Source organism: Enterobacter sp. QK-SA4, from assembly GCF_056856775.1.
Genome location: NZ_JBXFXH010000007.1, coordinates 3312505 through 3335872, shown reverse-complemented (window position 1 = coordinate 3335872; position 23368 = coordinate 3312505). Strand labels below are relative to the sequence as shown.

Annotated in this window: 22 protein-coding genes; 8 read left to right on the top strand and 14 right to left on the bottom strand. The window is 55.3% G+C overall.

The features are described from left to right. Positions 1 to 19 precede the first annotated feature (19 nt). The 3 genes from AC1VYI_RS17720 to AC1VYI_RS17710 all read right to left on the bottom strand — a co-directional run bounded on the left by AC1VYI_RS17720 (position 20) and on the right by AC1VYI_RS17710 (position 3868). The gene (locus tag AC1VYI_RS17720) at positions 20 to 2563 is read right to left on the bottom strand and encodes a fimbria/pilus outer membrane usher protein (RefSeq protein ID WP_134866627.1); all 2544 of its coding nucleotides are present in this window, start codon (positions 2561 to 2563) and stop codon (positions 20 to 22) included. A 25-nt stretch (positions 2564 to 2588) separates the two neighbouring features. Then, positions 2589 to 3263: a fimbrial biogenesis chaperone gene (locus AC1VYI_RS17715; protein ID WP_134866626.1), complete on the bottom strand. Its 675-nt coding sequence runs from the start codon at positions 3261 to 3263 to the stop codon at positions 2589 to 2591. A 68-nt stretch (positions 3264 to 3331) separates the two neighbouring features. Beyond that, positions 3332 to 3868: a fimbrial protein gene (locus AC1VYI_RS17710; RefSeq protein WP_023310872.1), complete on the bottom strand. Its 537-nt coding sequence runs from the start codon at positions 3866 to 3868 to the stop codon at positions 3332 to 3334. Between the two features lie 266 nt (positions 3869 to 4134). On the opposite strand from AC1VYI_RS17710, the gene ybiB reads away from it, so the two are divergent. Then, positions 4135 to 5097: a DNA-binding protein YbiB gene (gene ybiB / locus AC1VYI_RS17705; RefSeq protein WP_482882188.1), complete on the top strand. Its 963-nt coding sequence runs from the start codon at positions 4135 to 4137 to the stop codon at positions 5095 to 5097. A gap of 116 nt (positions 5098 to 5213) precedes the next feature. On the opposite strand, the gene ybiJ is transcribed toward ybiB, so the two are convergent. The 3 genes from ybiJ to mcbA form a co-directional block, all read right to left on the bottom strand. Then, on the bottom strand, positions 5214 to 5474 hold the full coding sequence (gene ybiJ / locus AC1VYI_RS17700; RefSeq protein WP_023310874.1) for a DUF1471 family protein YbiJ: 261 nt from the start codon (positions 5472 to 5474) through the stop codon (positions 5214 to 5216). Between the two features lie 285 nt (positions 5475 to 5759). Then, positions 5760 to 6026, bottom strand: a complete 267-nt coding sequence (locus AC1VYI_RS17695) for a DksA/TraR family C4-type zinc finger protein (protein WP_023310875.1) — start codon at positions 6024 to 6026, stop codon at positions 5760 to 5762. 122 nt (positions 6027 to 6148) lie between these two features. Next, on the bottom strand, positions 6149 to 6415 hold the full coding sequence (gene mcbA, locus AC1VYI_RS17690; protein WP_023310876.1) for a DUF1471 family periplasmic protein McbA: 267 nt from the start codon (positions 6413 to 6415) through the stop codon (positions 6149 to 6151). Positions 6416 to 6658: 243 nt separating this feature from the next. On the opposite strand from mcbA, the gene rlmF reads away from it, so the two are divergent. Then, complete coding sequence (rlmF, locus tag AC1VYI_RS17685; RefSeq protein ID WP_047742421.1) at positions 6659 to 7570, top strand: 23S rRNA (adenine(1618)-N(6))-methyltransferase RlmF; 912 nt, start codon at positions 6659 to 6661, stop codon at positions 7568 to 7570. A 48-nt stretch (positions 7571 to 7618) separates the two neighbouring features. On the opposite strand, the gene ybiO is transcribed toward rlmF, so the two are convergent. The 6 genes from ybiO to rhtA all read right to left on the bottom strand — a co-directional run bounded on the left by ybiO (position 7619) and on the right by rhtA (position 14228). Then, positions 7619 to 9832 carry a mechanosensitive channel protein gene (ybiO, locus tag AC1VYI_RS17680; protein ID WP_045355729.1) on the bottom strand — a complete coding sequence of 738 codons (2214 nt, stop codon included), beginning with the start codon at positions 9830 to 9832 and terminating at the stop codon, positions 7619 to 7621. Positions 9833 to 9956: 124 nt separating this feature from the next. Continuing rightward, complete coding sequence (gene glnQ / locus AC1VYI_RS17675; protein ID WP_023310879.1) at positions 9957 to 10679, bottom strand: glutamine ABC transporter ATP-binding protein GlnQ; 723 nt, start codon at positions 10677 to 10679, stop codon at positions 9957 to 9959. Continuing rightward, positions 10676 to 11335, bottom strand: a complete 660-nt coding sequence (gene glnP / locus AC1VYI_RS17670) for a glutamine ABC transporter permease GlnP (RefSeq protein ID WP_014169254.1) — start codon at positions 11333 to 11335, stop codon at positions 10676 to 10678. The genes glnQ and glnP overlap by 4 nt, the downstream gene beginning before the upstream one ends. A gap of 96 nt (positions 11336 to 11431) precedes the next feature. Next, on the bottom strand, positions 11432 to 12175 hold the full coding sequence (glnH, locus tag AC1VYI_RS17665) for a glutamine ABC transporter substrate-binding protein GlnH (protein ID WP_023310880.1): 744 nt from the start codon (positions 12173 to 12175) through the stop codon (positions 11432 to 11434). Between the two features lie 362 nt (positions 12176 to 12537). Continuing rightward, a complete protein-coding gene (gene dps / locus AC1VYI_RS17660; RefSeq protein ID WP_010428924.1) occupies positions 12538 to 13041 on the bottom strand; it encodes a DNA starvation/stationary phase protection protein Dps in 504 nt (167 codons plus the stop codon). 299 nt (positions 13042 to 13340) lie between these two features. Further along, positions 13341 to 14228 (bottom strand): threonine/homoserine exporter RhtA, encoded by an 888-nt coding sequence (gene rhtA / locus AC1VYI_RS17655; protein WP_134866625.1) that lies wholly within the window; start codon positions 14226 to 14228, stop codon positions 13341 to 13343. 354 nt (positions 14229 to 14582) lie between these two features. On the opposite strand from rhtA, the gene ompX reads away from it, so the two are divergent. Further along, positions 14583 to 15101: an outer membrane protein OmpX gene (gene ompX, locus AC1VYI_RS17650; RefSeq protein ID WP_134866624.1), complete on the top strand. Its 519-nt coding sequence runs from the start codon at positions 14583 to 14585 to the stop codon at positions 15099 to 15101. A 144-nt stretch (positions 15102 to 15245) separates the two neighbouring features. Here the strand turns inward: ompX and AC1VYI_RS17645 are convergent, their stop codons facing one another. Together AC1VYI_RS17645 and mntS are read right to left on the bottom strand one after the other, a co-directional pair. Then, positions 15246 to 16829 carry a phosphoethanolamine transferase gene (locus AC1VYI_RS17645; protein WP_134866623.1) on the bottom strand — a complete coding sequence of 528 codons (1584 nt, stop codon included), beginning with the start codon at positions 16827 to 16829 and terminating at the stop codon, positions 15246 to 15248. A gap of 283 nt (positions 16830 to 17112) precedes the next feature. Next, a complete protein-coding gene (gene mntS / locus AC1VYI_RS17640) occupies positions 17113 to 17241 on the bottom strand; it encodes a manganase accumulation protein MntS (RefSeq protein WP_014831181.1) in 129 nt (42 codons plus the stop codon). A 183-nt stretch (positions 17242 to 17424) separates the two neighbouring features. Here mntS and mntR point away from each other — a divergent pair, with 183 nt between their 5' ends. The 5 genes from mntR (at position 17425) to AC1VYI_RS17615 (ending at position 23291) form a co-directional block, all read left to right on the top strand. Beyond that, a complete protein-coding gene (gene mntR, locus AC1VYI_RS17635; protein ID WP_023310887.1) occupies positions 17425 to 17898 on the top strand; it encodes a manganese-binding transcriptional regulator MntR in 474 nt (157 codons plus the stop codon). Continuing rightward, positions 17895 to 19004 carry an anion transporter gene (locus AC1VYI_RS17630; RefSeq protein WP_126795056.1) on the top strand — a complete coding sequence of 370 codons (1110 nt, stop codon included), beginning with the start codon at positions 17895 to 17897 and terminating at the stop codon, positions 19002 to 19004. The genes mntR and AC1VYI_RS17630 overlap by 4 nt, the downstream gene beginning before the upstream one ends. A 101-nt stretch (positions 19005 to 19105) precedes the next feature. Continuing rightward, complete coding sequence (locus AC1VYI_RS17625; protein ID WP_047742414.1) at positions 19106 to 20200, top strand: HlyD family secretion protein; 1095 nt, start codon at positions 19106 to 19108, stop codon at positions 20198 to 20200. Next, positions 20197 to 21768 carry a DHA2 family efflux MFS transporter permease subunit gene (locus tag AC1VYI_RS17620; protein WP_033145003.1) on the top strand — a complete coding sequence of 524 codons (1572 nt, stop codon included), beginning with the start codon at positions 20197 to 20199 and terminating at the stop codon, positions 21766 to 21768. Before AC1VYI_RS17625 ends, AC1VYI_RS17620 begins: the two co-directional genes overlap by 4 nt. Beyond that, positions 21768 to 23291: an efflux transporter outer membrane subunit gene (locus tag AC1VYI_RS17615; protein WP_226483658.1), complete on the top strand. Its 1524-nt coding sequence runs from the start codon at positions 21768 to 21770 to the stop codon at positions 23289 to 23291. Before AC1VYI_RS17620 ends, AC1VYI_RS17615 begins: the two co-directional genes overlap by 1 nt. Positions 23292 to 23368: the final 77 nt, after the last annotated feature.

Sequence of the window (23368 nt, the reverse complement as noted above, 5' to 3'; positions counted from 1 at the left end):
ATGATCGGTCCGGTGTTAATCAGTGGCACTGCGCGGCAGCGTTAATAATGTTGGTGTTATCCTTCTCCTGCATCAGGGCGTAATCGGCGACGCAATGCTCGCTCGCCTCCTTGCCCCAGGAAACGAAAAGGCGTCCGTGCTGCGGCAGGCCGGTGAGATACACCAGGCCGTCGTTACCGACGATAAATTCGCTGCTCTTATCTTCCGTGGTGACCGTTGCGCCGAAGGGCAGCGGCTTGTCGTTCCAGGCCAGCGTCATTAAGACGCGGTTGCCCACGCGAGTATCGAAGCTGGCGCGAACTACCGCGCCGCGTGATGGTGTTACCGTCTGCGAGGCGTGCGTGACGTCGGCATCTTCTGGCAGTGTCTCCGTGTTCAGTGAAATGGGGTTGTGACGCCACGGCGTGACAAACGGCACCAGCGTATAGCCGCGAGAGTCCGTTTCCACGCCCGTCTGGTTGGCAACGTGCGTGCCGTGTGTTCCCGGCGCTTTAATCAGCACCACGGTTTCGCCCAGGGTCTGACCGAAGGTGACGCCGTCAGAGTGGGCGACGATGCCGCCCTGGATCCCGGCGCTCACGGTGTGCTGATGGCTGTCCTGGCTGACGCCCCCGCGTATTTCACCGTAGGTACCTTTGTAATCCGCATTCATACTGGTAGAAGTGTTGTTATTGGCGCTGTCCAGTCCCTGCTGAACGTTCCAGCTCAGCTTGTCTCCCTCCAGCGCGGTACCATTCAGGCCCAGATTGTGGGTGGTGCCGTCTTTACCGTTGTTCAGGCTGTAGTTTGCCCAGGTGTCAGGCAGCCAGCGGTCGAGCGGAACCGACACGTTGAGGCCGATTTGTTGGTCATCGCTGATGGATTTACCGTCCTCGTCCGTGTCGTCGCTGTTTTTATTGACGCTGTAGCTCAGGCTATAGCTCACGTCGTGCCAGCTGTTGTTGTAGCTAACGCTCAGGGAGGTCATATCCTGACTCTGGCTCCAGTAACGCTCTTTCACCAGGCTTAGCGTCACCGAACCCCACTTATCGCCCAGCGTCTGGTCGATGGTGGCCTCCGCTCGTGCGCGGCGCTGCTGTGGAGCGGACCAGTCGTTTGCACGAGTCCAGGACTCCATAGTGTCCTGCAGGGTGTAAAAGCCTTTGCTGTTGTAGCGATAACCCGCCAGCGAGAAGCTAGTGCCGGTCGCGGTAAAATTTTTGCTATAGCGCAGACGAAGGGATTGCCCTTTGCTGGTTTTGCGCTTTTTCAGTAACGCTTTGGCGCGGGTAGCGTCTAAGGAGAACGCGCCGAGGTCGCCAACGTTTTTCCCCGCGCCGAGCGCGGCGGAGTGGTAATGCGAACTCTGCTGCGTACCGCCGTAAAGGGTGACCCCGTGTGACAGGCCATAGATGGCGCTGCCCTGGGCGAAAGGAGTCTTCTCAACCTCTTTATCGTATGAACGGTAACGCCCTGCCGCGACGCTGTATTTCAGGTGTTTTTCCCGCTGCAGCACCGGCACGGAGGCAAACGGCACCACGAAATGACTCTCGCTACCGTCGGTCTCTTTTACCGTGACGTTCAGATCGCCGCTGCTGCCGGTGGGGTAGAGATCGTTAATCTCAAACGTGCCGGGGGCCACGGTGTTTTGATAGATAACGTAGCCATTCTGGCGAACCACCACCTGGGCGTTACTGTGCGCCGTGCCGCGTACCACCGGGGCATAACCGCGCTCGCTGTCCGGCAGCATGTCGCTTTCGGTAGCCAGCTGTGCGCCAGTGTAAGAGACGCTGTCGAAAACGTCGGCCTGGGTGCTGCTCTGCCCCACGGTCAATTCGCTCTTCAGCCCCACGATATCGCGCTGGGCATAGGTATAGACCGGGGTCAGCTTGCCGTCGTCCTGACCCCCGTCCGAATTGTGGTTCCAGGTGCTGTAATTACGCACGCGCCAGGCACCGGCGTTAAAGCCGGGGCGCAGATTAATAAACTGGCTGCTGTTGTCCGCTTTCCCCTGCTGGCGGGCGCGGCTTTGGCTGGCGTTAACGCTATAGTTCAGGATGCCCGCTGTAATCCCTTCGTCATACTCTTTCGGATCGATATAGCCACGGGGCACCTGGCCCAGCGCCGACTGGGGAATACTCAGCAGTAGTTGCTGGTTTTTGATGCGGAAAGCCGCCGAGGCCGAAGGGATGGCGCTGAGATCCGCGCATTCCCCTTTTGCCGCCAGCTTTGGATAATCTTTGGTTTTGATGCCCAGATGCATTAATTCATCCAGACTCAGGCAGGGCTGCAGGGAATCATCTCCCTGCGCATCTTTTTGTAATGTAAAAAGGACGTCACGGGTGTCGATTTTATTGTTATTGATGAACATCGTTACCTGATATTTGCCTGGCGCCTGACCGGGACCTTTTTCATAAACAGAGAGATCGGTCTTTGCCTGCTCTGGATTATCAATATCCAGCAGGGCAGGGTTAAAATAATCATCAGCGTGGGCCTGCAGCGCGAAGCATGTCACCGCTATCCCACAAAAAATGGGCAGCATTTCACGCAGTCGACGTAATAGCGGCTTAGTTGTGCTGTACATGATTATCCAGGCGTCGAATAGAGTATTAACGAACGGATGCAGACCAGGCTTTACTGATGCTTCCGTAATCGGTAATGACAGACCAGGATACGGTGTTACCGCTCATATTTGTCGGAAGGGCAAAGCGGGTAGCGGTATTTGGCACAGCCCAGGTCGCTTTTGTTACTTTTTGGCCGTTCAGCGTTACGCTCTGGAAATTCATATAGAAAGGCGTAGGGTTGTTGACCACCAGATCGTTGCCTTCGCGGTGCCATTCCAGTTTATCAGCCACCGCTTCGGGTTTGCCTTTAATCGAAGCAGGGCGATACAGCAATTTAATACGGGTATTAATGGCGATTTGTAATGTATTAACGCCCTCTTCATGGCTTGAAGAAGGAATGGCTTTAATATTTAACCAGTACAACGACTCGCGATCTTCCGGCATATTTCCGCCGGTGCGTACCACGCGCAGTACGTTATCTTCTTTAGCATTCAGACGGAACAGCGGCGGGGTAATCAGAAACGGTGCTTTACCGCCTTTTTTCAAGCCGGTATCCACCCAGGATTGTACCAGATAGTTAATATCATCCGGATTGGAAATCCCAATCGAAGACTCTTTTTTCTCTCCCTGATAAACCAGTCGTGTGCCATTAATGATCACACCTGCATGGGCTGTTACTGCGGTCAGTAAAAGCGCGCTTAATAAATAACTGTGTCGCATAAATATGTCTCAAAGAAAGAGGAGATAGTAACCTTCGCGTGAAGGCGAATATCTCCTCATTAAACGTATCAGTTATAAATAACGGTAAAAGTAGAGGCTGAGTTAGCCTGCCCGGCCGTGATCGCAGCCTGAGTCTGAATATAACGTGCGCCAAACTCCAGATTAGTTACCGTCGTTCCAGGAGTTAAAGGATACTGCTTTGAAGGCGTATACAGACTGACGGGCTGTTCGGATGAATCAACCAGCTGAATCGCCACGCCGGTTGCAGTTGTCGCACCCGGGGTTAAGGCCAGCGTGGTATTATTATCCGCATCGGGCGTACCACCGAAGTTGATGGCTGCAGACGTGACCGTTTCCGGGCAGTCTTTTAACTGAATATCAAATTTCGTTAAGGTGCTGGTAGAGCCTGCGCCGGTAAATGTTGTTTTGGATACTTTGCCCAGCGCAACATTCAGCGGACTGCTTAAACCGTTCACCACCTGACAGGCGGAATCGATAATTTCACCCGTGAAGTTAATTTGCCCTTCGCCGGTGGATGCCGCGAAAGAAGATGCAGAGCATCCCAAAGCGGCAGCAATGAATAAACCTAAAATGACTTTTTTCATATTTAAACCTGTATGTTTCTCCTTTCGACCTCTGCGTCCCGCATTATTCGAAGTTATGTCTCAACTACTCACCGCTGGCTATTTAATCAGAAAATTTAGGCCGGGAAAGATCCCGCGCGGCTTCCAAATAATTCAATTAATTCTTGCAAAATAAATTTTTTCACTAAAACAATTGATTATAAAAATCCGCAGGGCGGGCAAAAAAACTAACAGCGGAGTCATCATCAGGGCTATATTGTTGATAACCTGCTGTAAGGAGAAATGTCGTGGATTATCGCAAAATTATCAAAGAGGTAGGGCGCGGGAAAAATCATGCCCGCGATCTGGACCATGAAACCGCGCGTGCGCTTTATACCCGCATGCTGGAGGGCGACGTCCCCGACCTGGAGATGGGGGGCATTCTGATCGCGCTGCGTATCAAAGGCGAAGGTGAAGCGGAGATGCGCGGGTTCTATGAAGCCATGCAGGCGCAAACGCTGCGCTTAACGCCGCCGGTGGCAAAACCGATGCCGATCGTGATCCCGAGCTACAACGGCGCGCGCAAACAGGCAAACTTAACCCCGCTGCTCGCTATCCTGTTACACAAGCTGGGGTTCCCGGTGGTGGTGCACGGCGTTAGCGAAGATCCCACCCGCGTGCTGACGGAGACCATTTTCGGGATGCTGGGCATCGAGCCAACGCGTCATGCCGGTCAGGCGCAGGCGAAGCTGGATGGCCATCAGCCTGTTTATATCCCGGTCGGCACGCTCTGCCCGCCGCTGGAAAAGCAGCTCGATATGCGCTGGCGCATGGGCGTGCGCAACAGCGCGCACACGCTGGCGAAACTGGCCACGCCGTTTGGCGAAGATGCCGCCCTGCGTCTCTCCAGCGTTTCGCATCCGGAATACGTGGCGCGCGTGGGGCAGTTCTTTGAGGCAATTGGCGCAAGGGCGTTACTGATGCACGGCACGGAGGGCGAGGTTTATGCGAACCCGCAGCGCTGTCCGCAGGTGATGCTGATCGATTCTGTCGGAACGCGCGCCGTTCTGGAACGCGGGGAAGAGAATAGCGGTGTGATATTGCCTGAGGCAAAAGATCCCCATACCACAGCCCACTGGATTGAGCAGTGCCTCGCCGGAAATGTTCCTGTTCCGCATTCCATCAAGCTGCAGATGGCCTGCTGTTTGCTGGCAACCGGAGAAGTGGAATCCATTCAGGCCGGGCTTGAACGCGTGGCGCAGGCGTTTTAGACAAAAAAAAGCCCGTCCAGTGGCGGACGGGCAAGCAAGGGTAACAACAACAGGGTCAATGAGGGTGGAGCAGCTCACCAGAGGGTATGGCGAGGGTACAGCATTCGTTCAGTCGATTATTTGTAGATAACCGCGGTACCGCTCAGCTTGTTATTGCCGTTAGCGGAGGTAATGGTGTATCCGCTTGCGCCGGCAGCAGCGGCTTTCTCAGCCAGTTTGGCTTCCAGACCGTCCAGGGTGGTTGCGCCATCAGCACTCACCACACCGACTTTGTTCATGTTCTGTGCCTGAGTGGAAGAGACTGGCTCTACAGCGAAAGCGCCGAAAGACAGAGCGGACAGGGCAACAGCAGCTACAGCATATTTGATGGTTTTCATAATTAATCTCTCGCAGGTGTTTCTGTTAAGGGGACGATGTTCCGTCGATGTGATAAGTATCACGGTTTTTTGCGAGTGATAAAATCGAAGAGAATTGACGTGGTTGCTCAAAAAAATTGAATGACAAATAACTTATTGAATATTAATAAATTCAAAGCACCACTTTACACTTCTTGCGGATGCGCTTTACAGAAGCGATACGAAGGGCACGTTTTGCTACGCGTCTGGCTAAAAACCGTGAGCGTAAAGGAACGCACGCGCTCGGTTAGCTTTGGTAAAGCAAAGTCAACGTAACTGGCTGTCTTTCGAACCTCTGCGATTATATCCTGAGTGTGATGCATTTTTTGAATCTTTCTGCTGCTGGCACGTGATGCAAAGCCGTACGCCGGGAATGGCTTTTCGGCGCGCCTCCGGAATGGGTTCTCCGCATTCTTCGCATTCCGTTAGGCTTTCACCGCGCGGAATTTCACCGCGGGCACGCGCAACCGCATCTTCAATAGTACTGTTGATCTGTTCGTTAACAGCGTCGTCATTTGCCCAGCCGGAAGCCATAGCGTCCTCCTGAAATCGGTTTAGGCCATATGTTTACTATGGGGTTAAAAAATGAACAATCAAGGCGAAGAGAGAAGTGAACTGCACCCGTTGAGCAGATGCAGTCTTGTGGAAGAGACAGATTATTTATAAATGGTCGCAGTGCCGTACATATGGTTATCTCCGCCAGCGGAGTTCACCACGAATCCTTTTGCACCTTCCTGACGGGCTTTTTCGGCGAGCTTATCCTGTAGATCGTCAAGGTTACTGGCACGGCTTACCGAAACGGTGCCCGCAGCACGTAGCTGGCTCGTATCGGTACTTTGGGTCAGTGACTGAACGGCCATGGCAGAGAAGGACGCGGTCGCCAGGGCGGCTGCGATAACAGCAAGGGTCAGGTACTTTTTCATAATCACATCCTCATGAGGAAACAACAGGTGATTCCCTTTAAGTTTAGAAGCCTGACGAGTGTGACTTAGCGCAAATATTTGATGATGATATGCTTATTTTTTGAACAATGTAAATTGACAATTCGCTGACGGATCATAGACATAAAGGTGTTTGATTTATGGCGGGTTTTTGAGCGTAGCAGAGAAAGATTTACCGTTGGGCCAGCAAAGGGTATCTTACGCCGCTGTTTAAAGGAGAATGCCATGACTGCCCAAAAGCCGGGATTGCACCCGCGAAATCGCCACCGCAGCCGCTACGACATGAACGCGTTATGCCTGAGCTGCCCGCCGCTGCAGGACTATCTTGTTCAGACCCCTGCGGGTGAATCCTCGGTCAACTTTGCTGACCCGCAGGCGGTTAAAATGCTGAACAAAGCCCTGCTGGCGCATTTTTACGGTGTAGCTCACTGGGATATCCCGGAAGGCTTTCTCTGTCCACCTGTGCCGGGCCGCGCTGACTACGTACATCACCTTGCCGACCTCCTTGCCGAAGGCAATGAGGGTGTCGTTCCACAGCAGGCCACCATCCTGGATATTGGCACCGGTGCGAACCTGATTTACCCGCTGATCGGCGCGCATGAATATCAGTGGCGCTTTACCGGAAGCGAAATCGGTGACGAGGCATTTGCCAGCGCCCAGGCGATTATCAGCGCTAACCCGGGATTGAGCCGCGCCATTCGCCTGCGTCGTCAGAAAGACGCGGCGTCGATATTCAACGGCATTATTCACAAAAACGAAAGCTATGACGCCACGATGTGCAACCCGCCGTTCCATGATTCGGCGGCATCGGCCCGTGCGGGCAGCGAGCGCAAGCGCCGTAACCTGGGTCAGGCTGAAGATGCCGCGCTGAACTTCGGCGGACAGCAGCAGGAGCTCTGGTGCGAAGGGGGCGAAGTGGCGTTTATCCTGCGCATGATAGCGGAAAGCAAACAGTTTGGCCGTCAGGTGAAGTGGTTCACTACGCTGGTTTCCCGGGGGGATAACCTGCCGCCGCTCTACCGCGCGCTGACCGAAGCGGGCGCCGTAAAAGTGGTGAAAAAAGAGATGGCGCAGGGCCAGAAACAGAGCCGCTTTATCGCCTGGACGTTTATGGACAATAACAAACGTCGCAAATAGCACTCCGTCGTAGGCCGGGTAGGGCGAAGCCGCCACCCGGCAACCAGGTCACAGCGTCGGCTCCTGCGGAGGGAGCGGCGATGCGGGCGGCGGCAATACCTGATACGTCTGCACGGGCATCCGCACGTTCGCCAGATCAAAGTGTTTTTTCACCATGCTGTCGAGCGCAAAGCGCACCGTCCACTGCTTCAGCGGCTGGGTGGTGAACGACACGCGCAGGGTAAATGCCGTGTTCGACAGCCCGACGATGCCGGCAAATGACGGCTCCCCGATCACCAGCCCGCGAATATCCTCCATCTCCATCAGTTCTTCTACCGCATCGCGCAGCGCCTGCTTCGCTTTGTCCGCATCCTCGTGGCGATCCACATCGTAGTTCGCCACAACGGAACCAATGCCGCGCACAAAGTTGGCGAAGGTGGTGATCGAAGACCAGGGAATGATGTGGTACGCCCCGGTGTCCTGACGCACGCCAACCGAGCGGATGGACATCCTCTCCACGGTGCCGGTTAACGGCCCGATGGTGACCAGATCGCCCGTGTTCATCCCGTTTTCAAACTGAATGAAGATACCGGTAATAATATCCTTCACCAGCGTTTGTGAGCCGAAGGAGATGGCCAGCCCCAGGGCACCGGCACCCGCCAGCAGCGGGGCGATATTCACGCCGATTTCCGACAGCACGATCATGATGGTGATAGTGCTGATAATCACCGCCAGCGCGTTGCGGAACAGGGTTAACAGCGTTCTTGCCCGTGCGCTGGGCAGGGGCCTGCCGTGAATATCCGATACCAGGCGGTTCTCAATAAGGCTCGCCAGCAGCGTCCAGCCGACGGCGGAGAAGAATAAAATCAGCGCGATGCGAATCAGGATATCTACCGTTTTTTCACCCGCACCGTTGTGCAGCCAGTTCCAGAAATCAAACAGGCTCCACGCATTCAGAAGCAGCATAATCGCCACGCAGACGGTGAGAATGCGCGCCACTTTGAGCGATACCGACATCCAGCCGTTTACCCGCTTTTGCAGTTCCGGGTAATTACGCTGGACCTGCGGCGACAGGGTGATGGTTTTCGAGATCCAGCGCGACAGCAGCCCCGATACAAACGCCGCGATGCCGATAATGGCCAGGCTTTTGAACGTCGCTCCCATCATAAACTTCAGGCTATTGCCCGGGTCGAACAGCGAGAAGAAGCACAGCACGATGAAGTAAGCGCTTGCCAGCCAGTGCCACACCAGGGCGAACGCGCGGATAAAGAGGCTAAAGAACGAGAGGGAACGATCGGCCAGATTCAGCAGGCTTTGGGTAATGGTTTTTTTATTGTGGAAGATAAGGTACAGCGACCAGACGGTAATGCAGATCATGATCAGCACGTTTGCCAGCGCGCCAAACTGGACGTTCACCTGGTTGGAGATGATCGGCACGGCAACCAGCAGGCCGTAGCCAATCAGCCCGCTGAGCACGCTCAGGCGCAGCGCCCAGTACTTCGCGCTCGCATCCCGAATGGAGAAAGGCCGCAGCTCCGGCACGTGCGGACAAAAGAGTAACCGCAGCAGCGCCTTGAAGAACTCAATCAGGGCAAAGGCATTCAGGAAAAGCGACTGCTGGAAGGCGATGGTTTTGTTGCCGGCATTCAGCCTGTCGGCCAGCATCTGGCCTAAAAACAGCGTCAACGCCAGCAGCAGTAAATCGATGATGAACGCGGAGGCGATCATCAACGGCAGGTGCAGCCAGCTGCTTTTATGCTGATTCTTTCTGCGTCCCCATTGCCCCATTTTGCGGTACAGCGGCCACGCGCACAGGCGCACCAGCCAGTAAAAAAGAAACACCGCCCCCGCCAGCATCAGGAACTGCGTGGCGGCGGCGGTAAACGTTTGCGGGTTAAATGGCTTATGCGGGGAGCCAATCAGGTTGCGGTAAAGCTGAGCGAAGCGCGAGGAGAGCGCTTCCCCATAGTGACGGCTCACGTCGGTGACGTTTTCCAGCACCGTTTTTTGCTCCTCAGCCTGCGGAGGGGTGAGGGTTGGCACCGACTCCTGCGGCGGCGTGGCGGCGGCTTTGCGCAGCTGGCCAATGAGCTCCTGCCGGGAGGTGTCGTTTTCAAGGACGTCGGCAAGCGCGCTGTAGGCGGCTTTTTTCTGTTCAACATCGGGTTCCGGAGGGGGCGTACTTTGCTGGGCAGCAGGGGCGCCGGTGGTGACGCCGGGGATCGCGACGGCGAACGATGGCGCACTAAACAGGCTTATCAACAGCAACAGGATCCACGGCACGGCGTCCTCCGGTGAAAATGTCGAACAAAATGATAAGTATAGAAGTCGGGACGCGGAGGGGGATTTTTGGGAACAATCTGGCGTAAAAAAGCCGGGCTTGCCCGGCTTAGCGTAAAGCGATGGATCAGGAGACGTGCTGCAGGAACTCCTGCAAACGCTGGCTCGGCGGGTTCGCAATCAATTCCTGCGGGTTACCGTCTTCCGCGATACGGCCTTTATCAATAAAGATCAGGCGGGACGCCACTTTTTCAGCAAAGCCGATTTCGTGGGTCACGATAACCATCGTCATCCCTTCTTCCGCCAGATCCTGCATGACTTTCAGCACCTCGTGGCGCAGCTCCGGGTCGAGTGCGGACGTCGGCTCATCAAACAGCATCATTTTCGGTTTGACCGCCAGGGCGCGGGCAATCGCCACACGCTGCTGTTGGCCGCCTGACAGCTCGGAAGGGTAGTGGTGCGCACGTTCTGCCAGGCCGACTTTCGCCAGCAGATCTTTTGCCAGCGCTTCCGCCGCCGCTTTGCTGGCACCGCGCACGCGCAGTGGGCCAAACATCACGTTTTCCAGCGCCGTGAGGTGCGGGAACAGGTAGAACTGCTGGAACACCATGCCCGCTTCCTGACGAATCAGACGGTCATCCACTTTTGGGTCGTTTACCTTCAGGCCGTCGACGATCAGATCGCCGCTGGTGATCTCTTCCAGCTTGTTGATGCAGCGCAGCAGGGTGGATTTACCGGAGCCGGATGGCCCAATAATCACCACCACTTCACCCTGTTTGATGTTGAGATCGATATTGTGCAGCACCTGGGTTGGGCCAAAGTGCTTGGAAACGTTTTTAAATTCAATCACAGGATTTTCATCCTTCTTTCAAGACGACGCAGAACGAAGCTCAGAACCAGAGTAATGATCAGGTAGACAACGGCTACCGCACTCCAGATTTCCAGCGCGCGGAAGTTGCCAGCAATGATCTCCTGCCCCTGACGGGTCAGTTCGGCCACGCCGATAACAATGAACAGCGACGTATCTTTAATGCTGATGATCCACTGGTTACCGAGCGGCGGCAGCATGCGACGCAGCGCCAGCGGCAGAATAACGTGGCGGATCGTTTCGCGACGAGAAAGACCTAGCGCCAGACCGGCTTCACTGAAACCTTTATGAATCGACAGCACCGCACCGCGGGTGATTTCCGCAATGTAGGCGCCTGAGTTGATCATAATGGTGACGACGGCCGCGCTGAACGGGTCGATGCGCAGGTCGGTGAACGCCATAGGCAGGGCGAAGTAGATGAACATGACCTGCACGACAATAGGCGTGCCGCGGATCACTTCGATGAAAACCAGTGCGATGTGGTTTGCGATCCAGCCGCCGTAGGTGCGGGCGAAACCGGCGACAAGACCGATAATCAACCCACCAACCAGACCCAGGACCGAAATCCACAGGGTCATTTTAGCGCCTTCAAGCAAGATAGGAATGGCAGGCCAGATGGCGCTCCAGTCAAACTGCATGATAATTTCCTGTTACTGTTACTGTTACTGTTACCGTGTTTCAAAAATAGCAGGGGCGAAAGGTCGCCCCCGAGTGAACGTCATTTTTACGTCTTATTATTTAGGCTCGGTGCCGAACCATTTTTTGTAGATTTCGTTATAGGTGCCGTTCTCTTTCAGCGTTTTCAGCGCGCCGTTAACTTTCGTGCGCAGGTCGTCGCTGCCTTTCGGGAACGCGATACCGTACTGCTGCGCTTCCAGAGACTCGCCAACGGCTTTGAACTTGCCGTTACCGGCTGTCTTAATGAAGTACAGGATGTTAGGCGTGTCGTGCAGAACAGCGTCAGCACGGTTGGTGCCGAGTTCCATGTACGCGTTGTCGATGTTCGGGAACTGACGCAAGTCTTTGGTTTTGATATTTGCTTTCGCGTAATCAACAGAACCGGTGCCGCTCTTCACTGCCACCACTTTGCCGTCGAGATCTTTCACGCTTTTTACGTCGTTATTATCGGCTTTGACCATGACCAGCAGGCCGCTTTTGTAGTAGCCGTCAGAGAAGTCGATCGCTTTTTTACGTTCATCGGTAATGGTGATGCCTGCCAGTGCCAGATCAACGTTTTTGGTTTGCAGTGCCGGGATGATGCCGCTGAAGTCCATAGGCTTCAGGGTGTAATCCAGCTTGAGTTCTTTTGCGACAGCGGCCCACAGATCCACATCAAAACCAACGTATTTATCACCCTGTTTGAATTCAAACGGAACGAACGCCGTGTCGGTCGCCACAACCAGTTTGTCGGCAGCCTGAGAGGACACTGCAAAAGCCAGGGTAAGTGCAGCCAGTGAAACTTTTAATACAGACTTCATAGCATTTCCTTTTATATCCACGGGGCGATCCCCTGCGAGAACAGGTGGCACAATGAAAAAATCGTGCCAACTTTACAAGCTATTGTTTTGCAAAGGGGATGATGTCATGCATTGCACAATAAATGGGGCAATGAGGTGTTATTGCACCAAACTGGAGCACCGTTTTGGTGCGCTTCGTTTGGCTCAACTGACGGGGAGATATTTAGCGTAAATTCTGACGAAAAAATAATCTTCCGTTAACGGTTGTGTGAGGTGATTATTACATTTCGTTCACTTTTGCAGGTGTGCAGGCAAAAAGTGTGCACCATAGATGTGCAAAACCCTCACCGGAGGGCGAGGGTTTGATAGAAAATTCATATGAATTATTCGATGTTAGATTCGATAAACCACAGGAACTGGTCCAGGTCGCGGGAGGCGGCGGTGAAAATGTCTGCGGTATCTTCGTCTTTGGCTTCGCCAATCGCTTTGCGCACGTCATTGGCCACAATTGCGTAGCGGTCCGCCAGCTCTTTAAGGTGATCCTGAACGGTATGGATATCCAGCGGATAACTCTTCAGTGGCGTTTTGCTGTTGATCACCTGCGTGGTGCCCAGCGCCACGCCGCCCAGCTGAACGGCACGTTCAGCCATCGTATCGAGGTGGGTAACCAGTGCTGTGCGGAAGCCATCCAGCATTTCATGAACGGCAATAAAGTTTGCACCGCGCATATTCCAGTGGGCCTGTTTGGTGATCAGCGAAAGATCGATGAACTGGATCACCTGGCGATTCAGCAACTCAATGGTCGCCTTTTTGTCGCTATCCGATACATCGTTACGGGTATAAAGCAGATTAGACGCTTTCGTTTTCACCAGTTTAGCGGTACTCATAATCTCATATCCTCTTGATGTTTATGTCCCAGGTAATTACGGAACTAAGTATAGCACCGGATTTTTTCTCTGCGGTTTGGCTATGCCTATCGGTTTAATAGCGAGAAGGAGGTTGAGAATTTAATTTATTGAAATTAATGGGTAATTTTTAAATTGATACAGATCAATCTTAATTGCTGGTTGGGGATGTAAACGCAGAGGGATATTTCGAAATTAGCGCAAAGTGTGTAAGAAATTATAACGTCTGTCTTTCTGGCCTTTATTCTGCATGGCGTGGAAGCCATGCAGAATATATGGCCTTAGCTGATATCCACTTTCTCAACTTTAGGCTCCGGGCGCATGGTGAGCGTCGAGCCCATTGATGCCGCGATAATTGAGCAGAGCGCCAGCGTCTGGGTCAACGTGAGGGTTTCGCCGAGAAACACCATTCCGGAAATGGCGGCTAGCGCAGGCTCCATGCTCATCAGCGTGCCAAATATGCGCGTCGGCAGACGCGTGAGGGCAATCATCTCCAGAGAGTAGGGGAGTGCGGTAGAAAGAATTGCGACCGCCAGCCCGATGGGCATGACGGACCATTGCCAGATAGATTCGGTCGCCTGCGCCATGCCGATAGGCACGAAGACGATGGCTGCGATCAGGGAACCTAACGCGACGGTCGCCGGACCGTGCTCTTCTCCTGCACGCTGGCCCGTAAGTATATAGACGGCCCAGCAGGCGCCTGCACCCAGCGCCAGAGCTGCACCCGTCAGATCGATCTCAGCGACGCTCTGGCCCAGCGGCAGCAGGAACCATAAACCCAGAACGGCTAACACGACCCAGATAAAATCGACCGGACGTCGCGAGGAGAAAAGCGCCACCGCCAGCGGGCCGGTAAACTCCAGCGCGACGGCGATCCCCAGCGGTATCGTCTGAATAGAGAGATAGAACAGATAGTTCATTGCCCCAAGGGAGAGTCCATAAAACAGCAGGGGTAAACGCTGCCCCTTTTTGAAGCGCAGACGCCAGGGTTTGAAAATGACCACCAGTATCGCCGTGCCCAGCACGATACGCAGGGCAGTCACCCCAGGCGCACCGACCAGCGGAAAAAGTGATTTTGCAAGCGAAGCACCGCTTTGAATGGACAACATGGCAATGAGTATGACTGCTACCGGCAACCAGACCGACGACGTGCGGGATAACCCAGGCATCCTTTCTCCTGTCAGCTTATGTCAAATGAAGTAAAGGTTGCAGTGTAAAGGAAATAAGCGGCAACGGTTGAGGTGCTGTTGAAAAAAAACCTCGTGAAATCCGTAAAATGGTTAAGCGCTGGTGGATTTATCGCCTGATAGATTAGGAATAATCTGGATGAATGTAACGGCGCTTGCGCGCACTATGCGCATTTAGTAGTGAAAATTGCATGTGATTTGAAAGAGATAGCTGACGCTGGAAACGTTCTGTTACAGGAAAGGTTTCATTAGACATCACGAATCACAAAGAGTTTCGCAAATTTTTTTGATATATTTAAAACTTACGGACTTACTTGAAGCACATTTGAGGTGGTTATGAAAAAAATTGCATGTCTTTCAGCACTGGCCGCTGTACTGGCTGTTTCCACAGGTACCGCTGTAGCTGCTACTTCTACTGTTACTGGTGGTTACGCTCAGAGCGACTATCAGGGCGTGATGAACAAAGCTAACGGTTTCAACCTGAAGTATCGCTACGAGCAGGATAACAATCCACTGGGCGTGATCGGTTCTTTCACCTACACCGAGAAAGATCGTTCTGAAAACGGCGCATACAACAAAGGCCAGTACTACGGTATCACCGCTGGTCCAGCTTACCGTCTGAATGACTGGGCGAGCATCTACGGTGTTGTAGGTGTTGGCTACGGTAAATTCCAGCAGACTGAAAACCAGAGCGAAAGCCGCACTGCAAGCAACAGCGACTATGGCTTCTCCTATGGCGCAGGCCTGCAGTTCAACCCAATCCAGGACGTTGCTCTGGACTTCTCCTATGAGCAGAGCCGTATCCGCAACGTTGACGTTGGCACCTGGATCGCGGGCGTAGGTTACCGCTTCTAATCACTCCGGTGAGCTAATAAAAAATCCGCCCAATGTGGCGGATTTTTTTGTGGAAAGTAAAAGCAAAACGGCAACCCCAGGTTGCCGTTTTTAGTGTTGTTCCCACTCCCCGTGGGAGAGGGTCAGGGTGAGGGTATCGGACCGCTACTTACTCTTAATATCGAAAATATCCGTACCCAGATGGTTGTAGTCAACTTTCTGTAACTTGAAGTTGGTAACGTACACTGGGGGAGCTTTCTTGTTAGAGACAAACGGGTATGCCGTTTTTATCTGCTCGGCTGTAATTCCCGTCCACTGCGAGAAGAACTGCAGGAAATCATTTGCCGAACGGCGCGCTTTAATCACGCGATGCGTTTTATCATCACTCGACAGCACCATAAACGGCACCTGGAAGTTCTGCTGGAACTTGTCATCATGCGCCAGGTACTGCACCTCTTTACCACGTTCTTTAAACGCCAGCCCATGATCCGAGAAATAGACCATGGAGAAGCTGTCGCCCGTATTGCGTAGCTGATCGTACAGCTTGCTCAGCAGGTCGTCGGTTTGCGTCATGGTGTAGAGATAGCAAGAGGTCTCTTTGGACTGCACGAACTCCGCGTACTTCCCGCCGGTCCGATCGCAGGCCTGCGGGTGCGACCCCATCAGGTGCAGGACGATCAGCTGAGGCTGGGTGCGCGGAGTGGCGAAGACCTGTGCCGTCATTTTCAGCAGCGCTTCGTCTTTGGTATTTTTGTCGGCTTCAAAGTCGCCGTTCTTAAGGAACTGCACTTCGTCGGCACGTTTGGCGATACTGGCGATGGCCGTATCGTATTCGCCAATTTGCCCCTGATTGGAGAACCACCAGGTCTGATAACCCGCGCGGTTTGCCAGGGTGACAAAATTATCCTGATACTGAGGTTTGCCGTCGACGACCCGGTTAAGCGTCAGGCCGAGCGATTTCTGCGTCGAGCCGCTGGCCGCAACATAATCGGTAAACAGCGTGCCTTTGACCGAGCTGGCAAACGGTGTGTTATCCCAGTGTCCGCCGAAGGCTCCCATTGCATCGCGACGGGCACTTTCCCCAATCACCACCACATAGGTGTGATACTTCGGCTTAACGGCCAGCACGTTCCAGGTGTCTTTCATATTGGAAAGCTCAGCCATGCGCGCCTGTTCGTCGAGAACCTCTTTATTATTGACAACGACGTCCTTCACGAAGCGAAAAACCGGATAGCCGATATTGATGAGCCTGAGCTTACCGTCCCAGGGAATATTCTGGATGGGGGCGACAAACGCCACGGCAACGCTGAACACCAGACAGAGTATTTCGATCTTACCCCAGGATTTTTTCTCGCCCGGCTGACGGCGGATGGCGATAACGCCCAACGCGAAGATAAAGATCCCGACTACGTAGCTGTACCACGGGAAGATCGTCAGGATCTCCGTCGACTCTTCCATATTGGTCGAGTGCAGCGCCAGCAGGGTATTAAAGTTTGGCGAGCCGTAAGCCTGACCGAACGGGAAATAGAGTGCAGCAACCAGCGAGCAGATCCCGATTAACGCTTTTTGCACGCGCGGTGCGGTTCGCCACAGCACATGCAGAACGCAGGTGAAAGCCACCGCGTAGAGCAGACTAAAGGGATAACCCAGCGCAAAGTTAATCAGCAATGACTGCAAAAAGTAAAAACCCGTCCACGGGCTTAAGGCCCGGCTGCGGGTCACAACGGTATCTATCAGGGTTACATTCATAGGTCACTATCATGGATGAAAACGCCATGTGCTCACCCTGGCGTCAAGGGTCATAACCTGCCTGACAGTGCGTGGAGAGGGAATGAGGGTCCGCTTCAGCGAGCCGCAAATTGTGCAGGGCTGCAAGAAGATAGTGCTAGCGCTAAATAATATCAACAGTTGCTAAGCAGATGTTTTGCGAAGGGGATTGCAAATCCGTAAAAAAGATCGGGAATAAGGCGGCTGGAAGCCAGTTTACAGCGTGATTGTGACGGGAAAATGAAGCGGCGTACCGCAACGCCGCTTAGTGGGAAGGTTTGTCGTCCTGATGCGGTTTGTTGTTAAACATATCGCACAGCATGTTCAACAGCATTAAGCGCACTTTAAAGGGAGAGTGGGTAAACACGGTCATGCACCTCTTGAATTCGTTCATAAGACCTCCTGAGTTTTGATCCCTTCGATCCGTGAAGGGTGACTGCATTACATACAGATATAGCACAGGCTATATTGTATAGCTATGGCTATTTCGTTAATTTTTTGTGCTTGCGGAGCTATGGTTTACAATGTGCGCTCTCGAAACCGGGCGCTGGAAGCGTCACCCCACTGAGGAAGTACAATGAACCGTCGCGCAGGTCATCCGACAATGAGGAAAACGACGCAACTGGTGAATGTTGAAGAACATGTCGAAGGTTTTCGCCAGGTCCGTGAAGCGCACCGGCGTGAACTGATTGATGACTATGTTGAACTCATTTCCGATCTGATTCGTGAGGTTGGTGAAGCGCGCCAGGTCGATATGGCCGCCAGGCTGGGGGTTTCACAGCCAACTGTCGCTAAAATGTTAAAACGCCTGGCCTCCGTGGGCTTAATTGAAATGATCCCCTGGCGCGGTGTTTTTCTGACGCCGGAAGGGGAGAAACTCGCGCAGGAGAGCCGCGAGCGCCATCAGCTTGTCGAGAATTTTTTACTGGTGCTGGGCGTCAGCCCGGAGATTGCCCGCCGGGATGCGGAAGGAATGGAACACCACGTGAGCGAAGAGACGCTGGTGAAGTTTCGCGAATTTACCCTTAAATATGGTCCCTCCGCTGAATGAAAATCCCCGGACTGCAGGCCCTGGCACGCGATCGTTTCTTCCATCTTTTATTAATCATTGGCGCAGCGTTAAGCCTCTTTGTGCCGTTTGCGCCACGCGCCTGGCCCGCCGCAATTGACTGGCGCACCATCATTACCCTGAGCGGCCTGATGATGCTCACCAAAGGGGTCGAGCTGAGCGGCTATTTTGACGTTCTGGGCCGTAAAATGGTGCGCCGCTTTGCCACCGAGCGCAGGCTGTCCCTGTTTATGGTGTTCTCCGCCGCGGTGCTGTCGACGTTTCTGACCAACGATGTGGCGCTGTTTATCATCGTGCCCCTCACGCTCACGCTGCGTAAGCTTTGCGAGATCCCGGTCAGCCGCTTGATCATCTTTGAAGCGCTGGCCGTCAATGCGGGCTCGCTTCTGACGCCAATCGGCAACCCGCAAAATATCCTTCTGTGGGGACGGTCCGGTCTGTCGTTCGCCGCCTTTACCTGGCAGATGGCCCCTCTGGCGCTGGTGATGATGCTGTCGCTGCTGGCGGTGTGCTGGTTTGCGTTTCCGGATAAAAAGCTGCAGTACCACAGCGGCACAACCGGCCCGCAGTGGCAGCCGCGCCTGGTGTGGAGCTGTCTCGGGTTATACATCGTCTTTCTGTTCGCGCTGGAGCTGAAGTATGAGCTGGCGGGCGTCCTGCTCGTTGCCGCGGGGTTTGTCGTCCTGGCGCGTCGCGTGCTGGTGAGCGTGGACTGGACGCTGCTGCTGGTCTTTATGGCGATGTTTATTGATGTGCATCTCCTTATCCAGCTTCCGGTGCTGCAGAACGTTCTGCACAGCGTCAGCACGCTGTCTCAGCCGGGACTGTGGCTGACGGCGATTGGCCTGTCGCAGTTTATCAGCAACGTGCCGTCCACCATTCTGCTGCTCAACTATGTTCCGCCCGATACGCTTCTGGCCTGGGCGGTCAACATCGGCGGGTTTGGGCTGCTGCCCGGCTCGCTGGCAAACCTGATTGCGCTGCGTATGGCCAACGACCGTCGTATCTGGTGGCGTTTCCACGTCTGGTCGATTCCGATGCTGGTTTGGGCCGCGGCGATTGGTTTCGGAATATTCCTTCTCATATAGTGCGCAATTTGTCAGTTTTTCCTGGCAAACGTATAGCAACGTCCTAGCTTTAGTGAACGGCATAGTGTGATGCCGCTCACTGACAGGACCGTTGCTGAACTATGGCTGAAGATCAAAACCCGCCTGCTGACGAGCAGGACAAAAACAATAATGAGCGTAAGCGCCCGGGCAAGAAACCGTTAATTATCCTCGGCATTGTCGTGGTGGTAATGGTGGTCGTGGCGCTGGTCTGGTGGTTTTTAACCCGTAACGAAGAGACGACCGACGACGCCTTTACCGACGGCGACGTGGTGACGATTGCTCCCAAAACGGCGGGCTACGTTACCGAGCTGCGCGTGCGCGATAACCAGCGCGTGAAAAAGGGCGATCTGCTGGTGGTTATCGATCCGCGGGACACCACCGCGCAGCGCGATCAGGCTCAGGCCCAGCTTGGGCTGGCTATCGCGCAGCTGCATCAGGCCCAGGCGCAGCTGGCGCTTTCAAAAGTCCAGTATCCCGCCCAGCGTGACGAAGCCAAAGCGCAGGTGCTGAAAGCGCAGGCCGATCTGGCGAACGCGCAGGCGGAGTACCGTCGTCAGCGCGGCGTCGACCCGCGTGCGACCACTCAGCAAAGCATTGATTCCGCGAACGCTCAACTGCGTAGCGCACAGGCAGGGCTGGCCAGCGCTCAGGCGCAGCTGGAAGTGGCAGAGCAGGTTCAGCTGCAAATCCGCCAGCAGGAAACCAACGTTGAAGCGCGCGAGCGTCAGGTCGATCAGGCTAAAGCGCAGCTGGAAACCGCCAACCTTAATCTCTCCTATACCGAAGTCCGCGCCCCTTTCGACGGGTTTGTCACCAAACGCAACGTGCAGCCCGGCACGCTGGTGCAGGCGGGAACGGCGCTGTTCTCGCTGGTTTCCCCGAACGTGTGGGTGGTCGCGAACTTTAAAGAGTCGCAGCTTGAACGCATGAAGCCGGGCGATAAGGTCACCGTGTCCGTCGACGCGTGGCCGGATATGGAGCTTGAGGGCCACGTAGACAGTATCCAGCAGGGCAGCGGCTCGCGCTTCTCCGCCTTCCCGGCAGAAAATGCCACCGGTAACTTCGTCAAAATTGTGCAGCGCGTGCCGGTCAAAATTGTGATTGATAAGGGCCTGGATCCAAACAAACCGCTGCCGCTGGGGCTGTCGGTTGCACCGAAGGTGACGGTGGAATGACGGATCACAGCCACGACAGCTGGAAGCCCGCCAGCAATCCGTGGGCGGTGGCGATTGTCGTCACCCTGGCGGTGTTTATGGAAATTCTGGACACCACCATCGTCAACGTGGCGCTGCCCCACGTGGCGGGTTCGCTCTCGTCCAGCTATGACGAATCCACATGGGTGTTAACCAGCTACCTGGTCGCGAACGGCATCGTGCTGCCCATCTCGGCGTTTCTGAGCCGGGTGTTTGGCCGCAAGCAGTTCTTCCTGATCTGCATCGTCATGTTTACCGTCTGCTCGTTCCTCTGCGGGATTGCCACCGAGCTGTGGCAGATCATCCTGTTCCGCGTGATGCAGGGCTTTTTTGGCGGCGGGCTGCAGCCCACGCAGCAGTCGGTACTGCTCGACTACTTCAAGCCGGAGGACAGGGGCAAAGCGTTTGGTCTGTCCTCCATAGCGATTATCGTTGCGCCGGTCCTCGGCCCGACGCTGGGCGGCTGGATCACCGATAACTACTCCTGGCGCTGGGTGTTCTTTATCAATATCCCGGTGGGGATAGTCACGGTGCTGGCGATCTACCAGCTGCTGGAAGATCCGCCCTGGGAGAGCAAGTCTAAAGAGAAGCTGACTATCGACTGGACGGGGATCGGCCTGATCGCCTTAGGGCTTGGCTGTCTGCAGGTGATGCTCGACCGGGGAGAAGATGAGGACTGGTTCTACTCGAACTTTATCCGCACCTTCGGCGTGTTGACGCTTGTCGGCATTATCGGCGCCATCTACTGGCTGGTATATGCCAGAAAGCCGGTGGTGGATCTGCACTGCATGAAGGATCGCAACTTTGCCATCTCCAGCCTGCTGATGGCGGGGATGGCGATGATTTTGTACGGCAGCTCGGTGGTGATCCCGCAGCTGGCGCAGCAGGACCTTGGCTACACCGCTACCTGGTCGGGGCTGGTGCTGTCGCCCGGCGCGGTGCTGATTGTGTTAACCATTCCGCTGGTGCTGAAGCTGATGCCGGTGGTGCAGACGCGCTGGATTATCGCCTTTGGCTTTACCTGCCTGGCGGTGTCGTTCTTCTGGTCGCGCACGCTCACCCCGGATATTGACTTCGAAACGCTGGTGTTGTTCCGCAGCGCCCAGTCGATAGGGCTGGGGTTCCTGTTTGTGCCGCTCACGACTATTGCGTTTATCTCGATACCGAGGCGGCTGAATGCCGATGCGGCGGCGCTGTTTACCATGTTCCGCAACGTAGCGGGTTCGATTGGCATATCCCTTTCGACGGCGGCCATCACCGAACGCGCGCAGGCGCACAGCGCGCATCTGGCGTACCACGCCTCGCCGCTTAATGAGCAGTTCCAGCAGGCGATACGCGAAAGCGCCCAGGCAATCCAGAACTTCACCACCCAGGTAGGGGACCCCACCGGGATTGCCACCGGACGCATGTACCAGACCATGATCGAGCAGTCGCGCTTTTTGGCCTACATCGACGTCTTCACCATCCTGAGCGCGGTGGCCTTGTTACTGATTCCGTTTTGTTTGTTGCTCTCGCCGGTTAAGAGCGAGGGGAGTGCAGGAGCACACTGATGATACACAGACGTTTACACCCCCTGATGATAATGATGCTGCTGGCGGGCTGCGCCGTCGGGCCGGATTACCAGCAGCCTGCGCCGCCCGCCGTTACGCACTGGAACGATAAGGGCGACAGCGGGGTAAAATCGCAGACGACCTCCGCCGCGACCAACCCGCGCTGGTGGAAAACCTTCGGTTCGCCGCAGCTCGACAGCCTGGTTGAACGTGCGATCGCCGGAAATCTAACGCTGCAGCAGACGGTGCTGCGCATCGCCGGAGCGCGAGAGCAGATTAACCAGGCGGGCGGGGCGTTTTACCCGTCGGTGAACGGCAATTTGCAGGCGACGCGCCAGCAGCTTGGGCTTGAAGGGGAGCTGAAATCCCACGGCGTGTATGATCAGGTGGACAGCATCGATCCAGACCTTAAAGGCGCGCTGGGGCCGCTGACGCAGCCGTTTAATCTCTACCAGGGCAGCTTCGATGCCCAGTGGGAAATTGACCTGTGGGGCAAGGTGCGTCGTCAGGTGGAAGCCGCCGAAGCGCAGCAGAAAGCCGCCATCGAGCAGCGTAACGACGCGCTGGTGTCGCTGGAGGCGGAAGTGGCGCGCGCGTGGCTCCAGCTGCGCGGGGCGCAGAGCATTATCGCCACGCTGAACACCCAGATTAAAAGCGCGCAGCAGACGCTGGATCTGACGGAAAGCCGCCAGCGGGGCGGGCTGTCGCCACAGATGGACGTGGAAAACGCCCGAGCGCAGCTGGGCAACCTTGAAGCCCAGCTTCCGCAGTATCAGGCGCAGGAGCGGCAGGCGATGAACGGCCTGGCGATCCTGCTCGGCAAGCCGCCTGGGGCGCTGGATGCGGAATTGCAAAGCGTGCAGCCGATGCCGGCCCTGCCGGATATCGTGCAGACCGGCATTCCGTCCACGCTGGCGCGACGCCGTCCGGACGTGCGCGAAGCGGAGGCGAACCTTCACGCCGCCACGGCGCAAATCGGCGTCTCGGTGGCGGAGTTGTTCCCGAGCTTTACGCTCTCCGGGCAGTTTGGCCTGCGCAACAGCGAAACCAACTGGCTGACCGACTGGAGCAGCCACTTCTACAGCTTTGGCCCGCAGGTCTCTATTCCGATCTTCCAGGGCGGTCGGCTGGTCTCCAGCGTCAAGGTGGCGCGCGCGCAGCAGGGAGCGGCGGTGCTGGACTATCGCCAGACTGTGCTGACCGCGCTCGGGGATGTGGAAAACGCGCTGGTGAGCTATCGCACCGACCAGCAGCGTGAAGCGGGTCTCGCAAAAACGATCGACGCCCTGCAAAACGCTTTTGACCTGGCAAGCGACAGCTACCGCCAGGGGATTGCCAGCTTTATCGACGTGCTGGACGCGCAGCGGCAGCTCGCGCAGGCCCAGCAGCAGCGCGCACAGGCGCAGGTGCAGAGCGCGCTCGATCTCGTGGCGCTCTACAAGGCTCTCGGCGGCGGCTGGGAGCCGTATCAGCAGGTGCAGTTACCGGACTACAGCGTCTTTGGCGACGCCCCGCGCGGATAAATTCAGAGGATTGGGCAAGAAACGGACAGGAACACCACATTCGCGATGGTTGAGGGGCGGGTATAACTATCGGGTAC

Excerpts from the sequence above, each read along its gene's own strand:
- AC1VYI_RS17720 (WP_134866627.1), bottom strand. The coding sequence starts at position 2,563 with ATGTACAGCACAACTAAGCCGCTATTACGTCGACTGCGTGAAATGCTG.
- AC1VYI_RS17715 (WP_134866626.1), bottom strand. The coding sequence starts at position 3,263 with ATGCGACACAGTTATTTATTAAGCGCGCTTTTACTGACCGCAGTAACA.
- AC1VYI_RS17710 (WP_023310872.1), bottom strand. The coding sequence starts at position 3,868 with ATGAAAAAAGTCATTTTAGGTTTATTCATTGCTGCCGCTTTGGGATGC.
- ybiJ (WP_023310874.1), bottom strand. The coding sequence starts at position 5,474 with ATGAAAACCATCAAATATGCTGTAGCTGCTGTTGCCCTGTCCGCTCTG.
- AC1VYI_RS17695 (WP_023310875.1), bottom strand. The coding sequence starts at position 6,026 with ATGGCTTCCGGCTGGGCAAATGACGACGCTGTTAACGAACAGATCAAC.
- mcbA (WP_023310876.1), bottom strand. The coding sequence starts at position 6,415 with ATGAAAAAGTACCTGACCCTTGCTGTTATCGCAGCCGCCCTGGCGACC.
- rlmF (WP_047742421.1), top strand. The coding sequence starts at position 6,659 with ATGACTGCCCAAAAGCCGGGATTGCACCCGCGAAATCGCCACCGCAGC.
- glnP (WP_014169254.1), bottom strand. The coding sequence starts at position 11,335 with ATGCAGTTTGACTGGAGCGCCATCTGGCCTGCCATTCCTATCTTGCTT.
- glnH (WP_023310880.1), bottom strand. The coding sequence starts at position 12,175 with ATGAAGTCTGTATTAAAAGTTTCACTGGCTGCACTTACCCTGGCTTTT.
- dps (WP_010428924.1), bottom strand. The coding sequence starts at position 13,041 with ATGAGTACCGCTAAACTGGTGAAAACGAAAGCGTCTAATCTGCTTTAT.
- rhtA (WP_134866625.1), bottom strand. The coding sequence starts at position 14,228 with ATGCCTGGGTTATCCCGCACGTCGTCGGTCTGGTTGCCGGTAGCAGTC.
- ompX (WP_134866624.1), top strand. The coding sequence starts at position 14,583 with ATGAAAAAAATTGCATGTCTTTCAGCACTGGCCGCTGTACTGGCTGTT.
- AC1VYI_RS17645 (WP_134866623.1), bottom strand. The coding sequence starts at position 16,829 with ATGAATGTAACCCTGATAGATACCGTTGTGACCCGCAGCCGGGCCTTA.
- mntS (WP_014831181.1), bottom strand. The coding sequence starts at position 17,241 with ATGAACGAATTCAAGAGGTGCATGACCGTGTTTACCCACTCTCCCTTT.
- mntR (WP_023310887.1), top strand. The coding sequence starts at position 17,425 with ATGAACCGTCGCGCAGGTCATCCGACAATGAGGAAAACGACGCAACTG.
- AC1VYI_RS17630 (WP_126795056.1), top strand. The coding sequence starts at position 17,895 with ATGAAAATCCCCGGACTGCAGGCCCTGGCACGCGATCGTTTCTTCCAT.
- AC1VYI_RS17625 (WP_047742414.1), top strand. The coding sequence starts at position 19,106 with ATGGCTGAAGATCAAAACCCGCCTGCTGACGAGCAGGACAAAAACAAT.
- AC1VYI_RS17620 (WP_033145003.1), top strand. The coding sequence starts at position 20,197 with ATGACGGATCACAGCCACGACAGCTGGAAGCCCGCCAGCAATCCGTGG.
- AC1VYI_RS17615 (WP_226483658.1), top strand. The coding sequence starts at position 21,768 with ATGATACACAGACGTTTACACCCCCTGATGATAATGATGCTGCTGGCG.